The sequence below is a fragment of the Microbacterium fluminis genome, from assembly GCF_051549805.1.
Lineage (GTDB): Bacteria > Actinomycetota > Actinomycetes > Actinomycetales > Microbacteriaceae > Microbacterium.
Window position 1 is genome coordinate 2,478,953 of record NZ_CP196042.1, and the last position, 12,759, is coordinate 2,491,711.

Sequence of the window (12,759 nt, forward strand, 5' to 3'; positions counted from 1 at the left end):
CTCAGCCGCACACCGGATCGACGGCGGTGACCTCGGGGGCGGTCAGCAGGGGAGTGTGCAGCAGGACGGGCGTGAACGCGTCGGTGCGGTCGGTGACGAAGCGGAACTCCAGCGTGTTGGTCTCGCCGGGCTGCAGGTTGATGCGTGCGAGCGAGACCGGGAAGCCGGCGTCCTCGCCGTCGACGCCCGCGAGCGGGGTGCCGTCCTTGCGCACGCCGCCGAAGTAGGAGCCGGGCGGGGCCGACACCGACACGACCATCCCGATGTCGCCGATCGCGACGTGGTAGCGGCCGTCGCCGGTCATGCTGCCCGGGAAGCGCTGTTCGGCGTCGGCGGGCACGGTGCTGGTCAGCGTGACCGAGACGACGACCTCGCGTCGGCCGTCCGCGCGGCACGAGGCGACGCCCGAGGAGAGGGAGGTGGTCATGAAGCTGTCGAGCTTGCCGCCGGTCGCGTCGTTGAGGTATACCGCGTACGCGTCCCCGCCGGCCTGTCGCTGTCGCGCGGCAGGACCGCCGAGCGGCGTCTGCTCGAGCGCCGCCTGCGCGGCGGGATCGGCGCTCCAGATCGAGATGTGCCCCTGCTCGATCGGCTGCGCCAGGGCGCGCGCCCACGTGAGCGGATCGAGCCCACCGCCGAAGACCCGTGACACCACGGCGCCGGTGGCCTCGGCGAAGTAGGCCGTCTGCTGGTCGGAGGTCATCGTCAGGTACGGGTCGATGAGGAGCTTCTGCACGAGATCGTCCGCCGTGATCTGCGTTCCGTCGGCGAGGGCGATCGGACCGGTCGCGGCGACCAGCGACTGCAGCACGACCGGATCGATCGACAGCACCGCGTCGGGAGCGGTTCCCGTGTGGGAGGACCACCACGCCGCCGCCAGCCGGCCGGTCAGCGCGAAGTCCGCGGAAACGGTGGAGTCCTGGACGAAGCGACCGGCGATGTCGCCGTACAGCACCGACAAGGAGTCGGGGACGGGAGCGATGGGCGCGGACAGTGCGGGGAACTGCGACGAGTCGGCCTGGGCCGTCATCGTGACGACGCCGTGGTCGGCGTGCAGCTCGGCGAACGTGCCGCTGATCCCGCCCCCCGTGCGCAGCTCGGCGTTGTTCTGGACCATGAGGAGGATCGTCTTCGGGCCGTCGGCACCGAGGATGCCGGGCAGCACCGTCGCGGCACGCGACAGGGGTGCCAGCAGACGGTCGGCGGCGGTGACGGTGTCCCCGAGCTTGACGACGCCGTCGCGCAGGGGCGGCAGGAGAGCCGCAGTCGGCAGCTGTGCGAGGTCAGCGGAGACGCGGCCGAGGGCGGTGGAGGCGGCCTCCAGCGGGGCCTGCGCCCTGGTCAGCGCCGCGACGTCCACTCCCTCACCGGCGGTCCCGCCGGTGACGACCGCCGCGAGCGGGGTCACGACCTCGCCGCCGAGGGTGTGCAGCGCCGTCGCGGCGACGCGCACGGCCGCGAGGTTCGGTCCGGCGCCGGGGATGAGCTCGGAGGCGCGCCAGATCGGGTCTGCGGTGAGGTCGGCCGCGCGCTGGGCGTGGGCGTCGATCTCACTCGCGACCGCCGTGGCCGTCGCGGCGTCGCCGGTCGTCACGGCCGTCTGCAGGCGGTCGGCCAACGGGATGGCCGACTGCAGCTCCCGCGCCGCGAGCACCCCGCGCACTCCGACCCACGCGACGGCGGCCACGAGGAGTGCGAGCGCGACAGTCGTCAGGAGGACGACGGTGCGGATGCGGAGCGGACGGACGGCGCGGGTGCGCCCGGTCACTGATCCACGTGCGCACGGCGGCGCACGATCAGCATGACCAGGCCGGTCAGCACGACGAGGATGCCCGCGATGCTGATCGGGACGATGAGCGCGCTCGCACCGGTGACCGGCAGCGCTGTGAGCGTCCCGGCCGATGCCGTCGAGGCCGTGAAGCCCGCCGGGTCGGTGAGGCACTGCGGCGTGGCAGGCGGGTACGACAGCGGCACCGCGAGGGTCGGGTTCACGCGGATCTCCGCGCTGATCCGGCCGCGCGTCCAGGCGTAGTTGCCGGCGGTCTCGACCCACTGACCGTTCTGGAAGGCCCAGCCCGGCCAGCCGTTGCCCCGGCCGTCGGCACCCACGGAGGCACCGGGCCACAGCACGCGACCGGACAGCTGATTGTTCTGCAGCGCGCCCAGCGGGATCTCCACGGAGCTGGTCCCGTCCGTCATCACGAGAGTGGCGGTGTGGTTCGTCGCCACATTGCTCGGATCGGTGAGGCTGACCGAGAAGTCGATGTAGGCGGCATCCGCCACGCACGTGGCGACGGCGGTCGATCCGGCGAGCGTCGCGGAGACGACGGTGTCGGGCGTGTAGTCGGTGCTCTCCGCCGCCATGGCGGCGGACGGCACGGCGAACGTGGTCAGAACGGCGATCCCCAGAATCGCAGAAATACGGCGCAGCATTGTTGCAGCCTCCCCAGGCTTTGCCGAGCTCACTCCCCAGTGGAGCGTCGGCGGTGCTGAGTATAGCGGAAGAACCTCGATTTGCACCCGGCAATCCCGCGGCGTGTGCACTCGGGGTCGGATGGCGGCCTCACCGCGGAGGTAGACTCGACGCCGCGAATGGGTCGGCTGGACGGTCGCGTCGCGCACGGTTCGCCGTCGCGCGCCGAGGAACGTCCGGGCTCCACAGGGCAGGGCGGTGGGTAACACCCACCCGGAGTGATCCGCGAGACAGTGCCACAGAGAACAGACCGCCTGCGCCGAGAGGTGTCGGGTAAGGGTGAAACGGCGGTGTAAGAGACCACCGGGGTCGTGGTGACACGGCCCGCACGGCAAACCTCGCCCGGAGCAAGGCCAGACAGAGGATGCTGACGCGGCTCGCCGAGTCCTCGGGTAGGCCGCTGGAGCGGCACGGCAACGTGTCGCCGAGAGAGATGACCGTCCACGGGGCTCACGCCCCCGGACAGAACCCGGCGTACAGGCCGGCCCATTCGCCCTCTCGACGTCTCCGCGATGCGTCGCGGAGACGCCGTGCTCAGCCCAGCGCGAGCGCCGCGGCGCCGATGATGCCCGCGTTGTTGCGATGCACGGCCGGAACGATGGGCGTGCGCAGCTTCAGGAGCGGCAGGAAGTCGTCGGCGTGCTTCGACACTCCGCCGCCGACGATGAACAGATCAGGGCTGAACAGCAGTTCCAGGTGGTCGTAGTACCACTGCAGCCGCTCGGCCCATGCCTTCCAGTCGAGTTCCTCGCGCTCCATCGCCGAGTACGCCGCGTAGAACTCGGCATCCTTCTTCTTCTCCGCGCGCTGGAGGTGCCCGAGCTCGGTGTTCGGGATCAGCACCCCGTCGTACAGCAGTGCCGACCCGATCCCGGTGCCGAGGGTCGTCAGCAGCACCAGCCCGTCCTTGCCGCGCGCGGCGCCGTAGCGCACTTCGGCGATGCCGGCCACGTCGGCGTCATTGGCGAAGTGGATGCCGCGCCCCAGCCCGTCCTCGAAGAACTTCTCGGCCTCGAAGTCGACCCACTTCTTCGACACGTTCGCGGCGGACAGCGTGCGCCCGTTCTTCACGATCGCGGGGAACGCCACGCCCAGCGGCACGGAGGTGTCGGTGACCTCGAGCCGGGCGAAGACCTCCTTCACCGCGTCGAGCACGTCCTGCGGCTCTGCGCCCTGGGGAGTGGCGACCTTGACGCGGTCGGTGAGCAGCTCGCCCTTGTCCAGATCGACGAGCGCACCCTTGATGCCCGTCCCGCCGATGTCGATGCCGACCGCCGTCTTCGATGCCATGTCCTCAGCCTATCCAGCGGGGCGCGCTCGTTAGGATCGGAGAGTGCGGCCGTGGGGTCGCACAGACCGAGGGAGTCAGTGTGTCCAGCGAGAACGAGAAGTACTGGTACAACTTCGCGACCGGGGCCGTCGAGCACGGATTCGAGTCGCCCGCGATCGATCGCGCCGGCCCGTTCGACACCGCCGAGGAAGCCGCCCGGGCACCGGAGATCGCGCGCGAGCGCTCGCGCGCCTGGGCCGAGGAAGACGCACGCGAAGACGACTGACCGACGGTGCCCGGCCCGTCCGGGCGCATCGGCGCGACCAGTAGTCTGAGCTGGTCGTACGGCGGTTCTGAGGGGATTCGATGGACAAGCAGCGGGATTTCGTTCTGCGCACGATCGAGGAGCGGGGAGTCAAGTTCGTCCGGCTCTGGTTCACCGACGTGATCGGCACACTCAAATCGGTGGCGATCGCGCCGGCCGAGGTGGAGGGCGCCTTCACCGAGGGGCTCGGCTTCGACGGGTCGGCGATCGAGGGGCTGAGCCGCTCGTTCGAATCGGACCTGCTCGCCCACCCCGATCCCACGACGTTCCAAACGCTGCCGTGGCGCGGCGAGATCGACCCCACGGCGCGGATGTTCTGCGACATCACCACGCCCGACGGCGAGCCCGCCGTGGCCGACCCGCGCCACGTCCTCAAGCGCGCGCTGGCGAAGGCCGGCGACGCCGGGTTCACCTTCTACACCCACCCCGAGATCGAGTTCTACCTGCTGAAGTCTTCGGCGGTCGGCCCCGAGGGGCCCGAGCCCGTCGACTCGGCGGGGTACTTCGACAACGTGCCCGGCGGCACGGCTCACGACTTCCGTCGCCGGTCGGTCCGGATGCTGGAGGACCTCGGCATCTCGGTCGAGTACAGCCACCACGAGGGCGGACCGGGCCAGAACGAGATCGATCTGCGCTATGCGGACGCCCTGGCCACCGCCGACAACATCATGACGTTCCGCACCGTGATCAAAGAGGTGGCGATCGAGCAGGGCGTCTACGCGACGTTCATGCCGAAGCCGCTGAGCGGGAAGCCCGGAAGCGGCATGCACACGCACATGTCGCTGTTCGAAGGCGACATGAACGCGTTCTACGAGGAGGGCGCGCAGTACCAGCTGTCCAAGGTCGGCCGCCAGTTCATCGCCGGCCTGCTGCGGCACGCGAACGAGATCTCGGCCGTCACGAACCAGTTCGTGAACTCCTACAAGCGGCTGTGGGGCGGTGACGAGGCACCCAGCTTCATCTGCTGGGGTCACAACAACCGGTCCGCTCTCGTGCGCGTGCCCCTGTACAAGCCCAACAAGGGACAGTCCTCCCGCGTCGAGTACCGCGCCCTCGATTCGGCCGCCAACCCCTACCTCGCCTATGCGCTGATGCTCGCGGCGGGTCTGAAGGGGATCGAGGAAGGCTACGAGCTGCCTCCCGAGGCCGAAGACAACGTGTGGTCGCTCACCGACGCCGAGCGCCGCGCGCTCGGCTACGCTCCACTGCCGGCGAGCCTCGATCACGCCCTCGAGTACATGCAGGAGTCGGAGCTGGTGGCCGAGACGCTCGGCGAGCAGGTCTTCAACTACGTCCTGCTCAACAAGCGCAAGGAGTGGCAGGAGTACCGCTCACAGGTCACGCCGTTCGAGCTGAAGAGCAACCTCGAGATGCTCTGAGCCCGCCATGACGGGCACCGAGCGCAGTTCCTCGCTGACCGAGCTCGCCCGTCGCGGGTTCAGTCGGCTGGCCGAGGCCGACGAGCAGCTCACCGAGCTCGAAACGCTCCTCGGGCTCGATCGCGTGCAGATCACGGGGGATGCCTCGATCGCGTCCGATCCCGATGCGGCGCTGACCGCGCTCACCCGGGTGGCGCGGCGCGATGCGGGCCCCGTGCGCATCGTGCTCGGCGACCCGGTCGCACGTCGTGGAGCGTGGGCGGTGCTGGGCGCGTCGAATGGATTCGCCGACTTCTACCTCCGGCATCCCGGCGAGCTGGCAGAACTGGTCGGAGCGGATGCCGCGCTGCCGGCCCCCGACGAGATGCGCCGTTCTCTCCTGGAAGCGGTCGGCGATGACGGCGGGTTCGCCGCCGACGGGGGAGAGGCGTCGTGGGTCGCCCTGCGGGTGCGTTATCGCCGACTGCTCGCCCGCATCGCCGTGTACGACCTGCTGAGCACCGATCCGGTGGAGGTGCTTCCCGAGGTGGCGGCACGGCTGGCGGATGCGGCGGGGGCCGCCCTGGAGGCGTCGCTGAGCGTCGCCCGCACGCGCGTCTCCGCCGGGATCGCCGGAGCGGGACTCTTCCCCCGCGCAGAGGTCGCCGCGACCCGGCTCGCGATCGTCGGCATGGGCAAGACAGGCGCGCGCGAGCTCAACTACGTCAGTGACGTCGACGTGATCTTCGTCGGCGGCGTCCGAAAAGGCGCCGAGGACGCGCTGGGCGAGAGCCGCGCCATCGACATCGCCACGAGGCTGGCCGTGCAGACGATGCGCGGCATCTCCGGGTTCGAGGTCGAGCCGCCGCTGTGGGAGGTGGATGCCAACCTGCGCCCCGAGGGCAAGCAGGGCGCTCTGGTGCGCACCCTCGACTCTCACCTGTCGTACTACGACCGCTGGGCGAAGGGGTGGGAGTTCCAGGCGCTCCTGAAGGCCCGCCCGATCGCCGGCGACATGGCACTGGGAGCGGAGTACGTCGCCGCCGTGCAGCCGAAGGTGTGGACGAGCGCCGCACGGGAGAACTTCGTCGACAACGTGCAGCGCATGCGGGAACGGGTCACCGAGCACATTCCGGCCAAGGACGTCCCATACCAGCTGAAACTCGGGCCCGGAGGCATCCGGGACATCGAGTTCACCGTTCAGCTCCTGCAGCTCGTGCACGGTCTGAGCGACGAGCAGATCCGGCAGCGCGGCACCCTGGCCGCGCTGGAGGCCCTCGTCGCCGAGGGGTACATCGGCCGCGCCGATGCCGCCGCGTTCGCCCGCGACTATCGGATGCTGCGGTTGCTCGAGCATCGTCTGCAGCTGCGCGGACTCTCCCGTACGCACCTGATGCCGGCGCAACCGGAGGAGCTTCGGGTGCTCGCGCGCGCGTCGGGCCTGGCCGAGACCGGCGACGGTGTGTGGAGCGTGTGGGAGACGGTGAAGCGCGAGGTGCGCGACATCCATGTCCGGCTCTTCTACCGGCCGCTGCTGTCGGCGGTCGCCGCACTGCCGGCGGAGGAGCGCGCCCTCTCGACCGAGCAGGCGCACGACCGGCTCGCGGCGATCGGCTTCGCCGACCCTGTGGGCGCCCTGCGTCATATCGCCGCCCTCACGAACGGGCTCAGCCGCAAGTCGACCATCCAGCGCCACCTCATGCCCGTCATGCTGCGCTGGTTCGCCGACGGCGCCGACCCCGACTACGGGCTGATCGCCTTCCGGCGCATCAGCGAGCGCCTGGGGGACACTCCATGGTTCCTGCGGATGCTGCGCGATTCGTCCGCGGCCGCAGAGAACCTGACCCGGGTGCTGTCGGGCTCGCGGTACATCGGCGAGCTGATGGAGTGGATCCCCGAGTCCGTCGCCTGGCTCGACGCCGACGAGCAGCTCGCCCCGCGCACGGGCGTCGCACTGCAGGCCGAGGCGCGGGCGATCCAGTCGCGACACGACCATCTCGACGATGCGATGCGCTCGGTGCGCGCGCTGCGTCGGCGCGAGCTCCTGCGCACGGCGATGGGGGCCGTCCTCGGACTGCTCACGATCGAGGACGTCTCCGACGCGCTCACCACGATCACCGACGTGTCGATCCAGGCGACGCTGCGGGCCGTGCGACGCGAGGTCGTCCCGCCGGAGGACGCGGAGCTCGACTTCTCGGTGATCGCGATGGGTCGCTTCGGCGGACGCGAACTGGGGTTCGGCTCGGACGCGGACGTGATGTACGTCTACCGGGCGAACGGCGTCGACCCGCAGCGCGCCCAGGAGCTCGCGCTCAAGCTGGTCGCCGAGCTCCGCCGGCTGTCGGAGGATCATCGCGTCCCCCTCGACCTCGACGCCGATCTGCGTCCCGAGGGGCGCACCGGACCGCTCGCGCGGTCGCTCGAGTCGTACACCGAGTACTACCGTCGCTGGTCGCTGTCGTGGGAGGCGCAGGCGCTGCTGCGCGCGCGGGGCGTCGCCGGCAGCGTGAAGCTCATCGACGCGTTCGAAGCACTCGCCGATCAGGTGCGCTTTCCGCCCTCCGTCGACGTGCAGGGTCTGCGGGAGATCAAGCGCATCAAGGCCCGTGTGGAGAACGAACGGCTCCCGCAGGGGGCCGACCCGGCTCGACACCTGAAGCTCGGGCCGGGCTCGCTGAGCGACGTGGAGTGGCTGGTGCAGCTGTGGCAGCTGCAGTACGGGCACGCCCATCCCGCCCTGCAGACGACCTCGACGCTCGGCGCGCTGCAGGCCGCGGAGGATGCAGGTCTCGTGACCGACTCCCACGCGGCACGCCTGCGCGAGGCCTGGGTGCTGGCCAGTCGCCTGCGCTCGGCCAACACCCTGCTGTCGGGACAGACCAGCGATGTGCTCCCTGCCGACCGCAAGCGGCTCGACGGGATCGGCCGCCTGCTCGAGTACGGGCCGAGATCGGCGACTCAGGTCGAAGAGGACTACCTGGGCACCACGCGTCGTGCGCGCCGGGTGTTCGAGAAGCTCTTCTACGGGTGATCCGGCGCGCCCTCGGCCGAAGATCGGTGCGCACGCGCAGGACGATGGCCGCGTCCCGTCAGCGACGGGACGCCTCCGCCGTCGCCGGAAGGACGAACGGCCCCGGCTGGTGCCGGGGCCGTTCGCGACGTCGCTGTCTCAGACGCCGAAGTACAGCTCGAATTCGAACGGGTGCGGGCGCTGCGCCAGCGGCTTGATCTCGTTCTCGATCTTGTACTCGATCCAGGTCTCGATCAGCTCGGGCGTGAAGACGCCGCCGGCGAGGAGGAACTCGTGGTCGGCCGCGAGGGCGTCGAGCGAGTCCTGCAGCGAGTTCGGCACCTGCGGGATGCCCTTGGCCTCCTCGGGGGGAAGCTCGTACAGGTCCTTGTCGACCGGCTCGTGCGGCTCGATGCGGTTCTTGATGCCGTCGAGGCCCGCCATCAGCTGCGCCGCGAAAGCGAGGTAGGGGTTGCCCGAGGCATCCGGAGCACGGAACTCGATGCGCTTCGCCTTCGGGTTGGTGCCGGTGATCGGGATGCGGATGGCCGCCGAGCGGTTTCCGGCCGAGTACACCAGGTTGACCGGCGCCTCGAAGCCCTTCACCAGACGGTGGTAGCTGTTGAGGGTCGGGTTGGTGAAGGCGAGCACGGCGGGGGCGTGGGCGAGGATGCCGCCGATGTACCAGCGGGCGATGTCGGACAGGCCGCCATAGCCCTTCTCGTCGTAGAAGAGCGGCTTGCCGTCGTTCCACAGCGACTGGTGCGTGTGCATGCCGGAGCCGTTGTCGCCGAAGAGCGGCTTGGGCATGAAGGTCGCGACCTTGCCCCACTGCTCGGCGACGTTCTTGACGATGTACTTGAACTTCAGGATGTCGTCGGCCGCGTGCACCATCGTGTCGAAGCGATAGTTGATCTCCTGCTGGCCGCCGGTGCCCACCTCGTGGTGCGCGCGCTCCAGGATCAGACCCGCCTCGATCAGCTTGAGCGAGATGTCGTCGCGCAGGTCGGCGGTCTTGTCGACGGGGGAGACGGGGAAGTAGCCGCCCTTGTAGGGGGTCTTGTTGGCGAGGTTGCCGCCCTCTTCGGCGCGGCCGGTGTTCCAGGCGCCTTCCTCGGAGTCGACGGAGTAGAAGCTGGCGTTCTGCTTCACCTCGTAGCGCACGTCGTCGAAGATGTAGAACTCCGCCTCGGGGGCGAAGAACGCGGTGTCGGCGATGCCGGTGGAGGCGAGGTACTTCTCCGCCTTCTTGGCGACCTGACGCGGGTCCTTGCTGTAGATCTCGCCCGTGCGCGGGTTGTAGATGTCGAAGACCATGATGAGCGTCTTCGCCTCGCGGAACGGGTCGAGGTAGGCCGTCGACACGTCCGGGATGAGCTGCATGTCGGATTCGTGGATGTTCGCGAATCCGCGGATCGAGGAGCCGTCGAAGAGCTGGCCGACGGTGAAGAACTCCTCGTCGACGGTCGACGCGGGGATGTTGAAGTGCTGCTGCACACCAGGCATATCCGTGAAACGGATGTCGAGGAACTTGACGTCCTCGTCCTGGATGAACTTCAGCACCTCGGATGAATCACTGAACATGGAGACTCCAGAGGTAGGGCATCGGGTCGTCCGCGTACGGACGGCTCGACGCTATCGAGAGGGCATTGCTCGGCAGTGTCCCCCATGTTTCCGGGATGTTACGCCTGCCCGGTTACGCTGGAGGGGTGGCCGAGACGCTTGCTGAATCATCGTATCCGGGCGAACGCCTGGGCCTTCCCGACACCGGAAGCGGCAGTGTCGCACGCATCGGACGCCGGCTCGGTGCGGTCGCGATCGACTGGGCGTGCGCGGTGGTGCTGTCGATCGCGTTCTTCGCGTACGACTCGATCGCGACGATCGCGATCTTCGTCGTCGTGCAGGCCGTCTTCATCCCCACGATCGGCGGCAGCCCGGGGCACCGCCTGGTCGGCTTGCGGCTGATCCGGCTCGGGGGCGGCTGGGTGGGACTGTGGCGCCCGATCCTGCGTTCGGTGCTGCTCGCGCTCGTGATCCCCGCGGCGATCTGGGACACCGACCATCGCGGCCTGCACGACAAGGCGGCCGGCACGGTGCTCGTCCGCTCCTGACCGCGTCGGCGCCCGATCCCGCTCAGCGGGGGCGGGGCGCGCGGGCCTTGGTCGGATCCATGCCCTTCGGGATCGGCAGTGACGCGAGCGACTGCGAGACCGAGTCGACGCGCTTGATGACCGCGGCCATCGTGGTGCGGTCGATCGCGTTCGGGATGGCCTTGATCGTCGAGGACAGCTTCGCAATCGGCACTTCGCCCTCGCCGTGGCCGATGTAGAGCACCGTCACCGGCACGCCGCTGGCCACACGCTGCGCCTTCGAGCGCTCCTCGTTCACCAGTCGGGTGAGCCGTCCTCGAGCCCCCTCGCCCACGATCACGACGCCGCCGCGACCGATCGCACGGTAGACGGCCTCCTGCGTCTTCGGGTTGACGCCGACCGGCATGTCGCCGGACTGCCACTTGCGCCCAAGCGACGTGCTCATGACGTGGCCCGCGGCTCCCGGCATGCCCTCGATCTTCTTGTACATTGCGCTCGTCGACAGTCGCGTGGTCGTCATGAGCGCGCCGAGGATGCCCAGCAGCAGACCGGTGACACCCCAGAGGATGACGCTCCAGATCGCGACCGGCGGCAGCAGCAGGCCGACGACCACGCCGATGCCGACGCCGAGCACGACGATGCCGATCAGCAGCCACGGCAGCCACGGATACGCGTCCTTCGTGAAGGTGAAGAGCGTGCGGAGCTGGGAGAAGAATCCAGGGCGCTTCTCGGGCGCGGTGGTGCGTGCTGCCATGGATCCAGACTACCTTTCCCGCCTCCCCGAACCCGTCCGCTCCTCCACAGGCGAACAGAGGGGGCGAACCATCCACAGTCCACCCACGGCGGTCGCCCCGGGAGTGCACCCGCGGGCACGATCGGGGCATGCACACGGACACGCTCGACCAGGCCGCCGACCGGCTCCTGCGGGGCTACCGCACGATCCGCAGCGTGTCACCGCCCGACGCGCCGTGGCCGGGCACGCTCGCGCGGCTGCCCGACGAGACGTCGGGCGTGCTCGTCGACGCCGAGCTGCTCGGCACGCGGTGGCGAGGGTGGGATGCTGCGGCATCCGGTCACCTTCTCGCCCCGATGGACGTCGTCCGACGCACGGACGGTCACGATGCCCTGCTGCCGGTGTGCGGAGAACGGGTCGAGGCGTTCCTGCGCCGGCGGACCCACGCCGAGGCGCTGCTCACCGGCGGCGAGGCCGTCACCCTCGCCGTGAGCATCGTGCGCGGGGTCGCCGAGCTGCTGCGAGGCGACACCGGATCGTCGTCGGGTGAGTGGTGGCTCACCGACGCCGGCCGTCCGGTCCTGGTCACCGACGTCGGCGGCGACGCCGTCGAGGCGTCCGCCTCGGTGCTCGCCGCGGTCCGCGCGATGCTGCCCGCCCGCGCACGATCGGGTGCGGCGATCGACGACGTGCTCGACGCGCTCGGCGAACCGCGCCTGCTCGTCCGCGACGCCGAGCGCCTCGAAGGTGCCCTGTTCGACGCAGACGAGCCCGCTCCACTCGCCGTGACCGCGCTCACCTCTCGGCGTGCGCTCACCCTCTCCGCCGCCGTCGCACACACCGCCGAGCCGCCCGAACCGCCGCGACGAGCCCGCTGGGCCGACCTCGTCGCGACGTACGTCGACGGCGACATCGCCGATGCGACGTCGCAGGCGGTGACACGGGTCTGGCGGCGACTGCGCCGGCCCGCGGCTCGTCGCCCCCGTCCCTTGCTGTGGGCCGGATGCCTTGCAGCGGCCGTCGTCGCGATCGGGATGCTGTGGCCCACCGGCGGCGGCGCACCCGCAGCCGCCGGGTCGGGTGCAGCGGCGCCGGTCGCCTCACCGTCGCCGTACCCGGCGCCGAGCCCGGATCCCGTCGACCCCGCCGCCCCGTCGGCGAACGGGAGCCCCGCACCGTCGGCGACTCCCGCCGGTGGCGGGTGGACCGAGGCCGCGGCCGCCCTCCTGGCGCTGCGCACGGCGTGCGGCCCGGACGTCGCCTGCCTCGCCGACGTGATGGAGGACGCCTCCCGACCGTTCCCGCCGGGAGCGATCGATCTCGCGGGCACCGAGCGCACGATCACGTTGCTCGACGAGTTCGGTGACGCCGCCGTGGTGCGCGTCGACGCCGTCGGCGGCGCTTCGCGCGGTGCCGCGTCGCAGCTGCTCGTGCTGGTCCGCAGCGACGGCGGCCACCTGCTCCGCGAGGTGCACGACGTCGCGGAGCAGGCGGGGTGAC

Annotated in this window: 10 protein-coding genes and 1 other RNA gene; 6 read left to right on the forward strand and 5 right to left on the reverse strand. The window is 70.3% G+C overall.

From position 1 onward, the window contains the following. Nucleotide 1: 1 nt before the first annotated feature. Together ACSJDX_RS11985 and ACSJDX_RS11990 are read right to left on the reverse strand one after the other, a co-directional pair. Nucleotides 2-1,768 (reverse strand): DUF4012 domain-containing protein, encoded by a 1,767-nt coding sequence (locus ACSJDX_RS11985; protein WP_438352899.1) that lies wholly within the window; start codon nt 1,766-1,768, stop codon nt 2-4. Then, the gene (locus tag ACSJDX_RS11990; RefSeq protein WP_438352900.1) at nt 1,765-2,433 is read right to left on the reverse strand and encodes an LPXTG cell wall anchor domain-containing protein; all 669 of its coding nucleotides are present in this window, start codon (nt 2,431-2,433) and stop codon (nt 1,765-1,767) included. Before ACSJDX_RS11990 ends, ACSJDX_RS11985 begins: the two co-directional genes overlap by 4 nt. A 160-nt stretch (nt 2,434-2,593) precedes the next feature. On the opposite strand from ACSJDX_RS11990, the gene rnpB reads away from it, so the two are divergent. Further along, an RNA gene (rnpB, locus tag ACSJDX_RS11995) (RNase P RNA component class A) lies at nt 2,594-2,966 on the forward strand. 41 nt (nt 2,967-3,007) lie between these two features. Here rnpB and ppgK read toward each other — a convergent pair. Then, nucleotides 3,008-3,763: a polyphosphate--glucose phosphotransferase gene (ppgK, locus tag ACSJDX_RS12000; RefSeq protein WP_438352901.1), complete on the reverse strand. Its 756-nt coding sequence runs from the start codon at nt 3,761-3,763 to the stop codon at nt 3,008-3,010. A gap of 80 nt (nt 3,764-3,843) precedes the next feature. Between ppgK and ACSJDX_RS12005 the strand changes: the two genes are divergently transcribed. The 3 genes from ACSJDX_RS12005 to ACSJDX_RS12015 all read left to right on the forward strand — a co-directional run bounded on the left by ACSJDX_RS12005 (nt 3,844) and on the right by ACSJDX_RS12015 (nt 8,457). Then, entirely contained in the window at nt 3,844-4,029 is a 186-nt protein-coding gene (locus ACSJDX_RS12005) for an SPOR domain-containing protein (RefSeq protein WP_438352902.1), read from the forward strand. A gap of 80 nt (nt 4,030-4,109) precedes the next feature. Beyond that, entirely contained in the window at nt 4,110-5,447 is a 1,338-nt protein-coding gene (locus ACSJDX_RS12010; RefSeq protein WP_438352903.1) for a glutamine synthetase family protein, read from the forward strand. A gap of 7 nt (nt 5,448-5,454) precedes the next feature. After that, the gene (locus ACSJDX_RS12015; protein ID WP_438352904.1) at nt 5,455-8,457 is read left to right on the forward strand and encodes a bifunctional [glutamine synthetase] adenylyltransferase/[glutamine synthetase]-adenylyl-L-tyrosine phosphorylase; all 3,003 of its coding nucleotides are present in this window, start codon (nt 5,455-5,457) and stop codon (nt 8,455-8,457) included. Between the two features lie 138 nt (nt 8,458-8,595). On the opposite strand, the gene glnA is transcribed toward ACSJDX_RS12015, so the two are convergent. Next, entirely contained in the window at nt 8,596-10,020 is a 1,425-nt protein-coding gene (glnA, locus tag ACSJDX_RS12020) for a type I glutamate--ammonia ligase (RefSeq protein ID WP_438352905.1), read from the reverse strand. 125 nt (nt 10,021-10,145) lie between these two features. Between glnA and ACSJDX_RS12025 the strand changes: the two genes are divergently transcribed. Continuing rightward, on the forward strand, nt 10,146-10,547 hold the full coding sequence (locus tag ACSJDX_RS12025; protein ID WP_438352906.1) for an RDD family protein: 402 nt from the start codon (nt 10,146-10,148) through the stop codon (nt 10,545-10,547). Between the two features lie 22 nt (nt 10,548-10,569). Here the strand turns inward: ACSJDX_RS12025 and ACSJDX_RS12030 are convergent, their stop codons facing one another. After that, entirely contained in the window at nt 10,570-11,280 is a 711-nt protein-coding gene (locus tag ACSJDX_RS12030) for a DUF4191 family protein (RefSeq protein ID WP_438352907.1), read from the reverse strand. A gap of 128 nt (nt 11,281-11,408) precedes the next feature. Between ACSJDX_RS12030 and ACSJDX_RS12035 the strand changes: the two genes are divergently transcribed. Further along, on the forward strand, nt 11,409-12,758 hold the full coding sequence (locus ACSJDX_RS12035) for a hypothetical protein (RefSeq protein ID WP_438352908.1): 1,350 nt from the start codon (nt 11,409-11,411) through the stop codon (nt 12,756-12,758). The last annotated feature ends 1 nt before the right edge of the window (nt 12,759 follow it).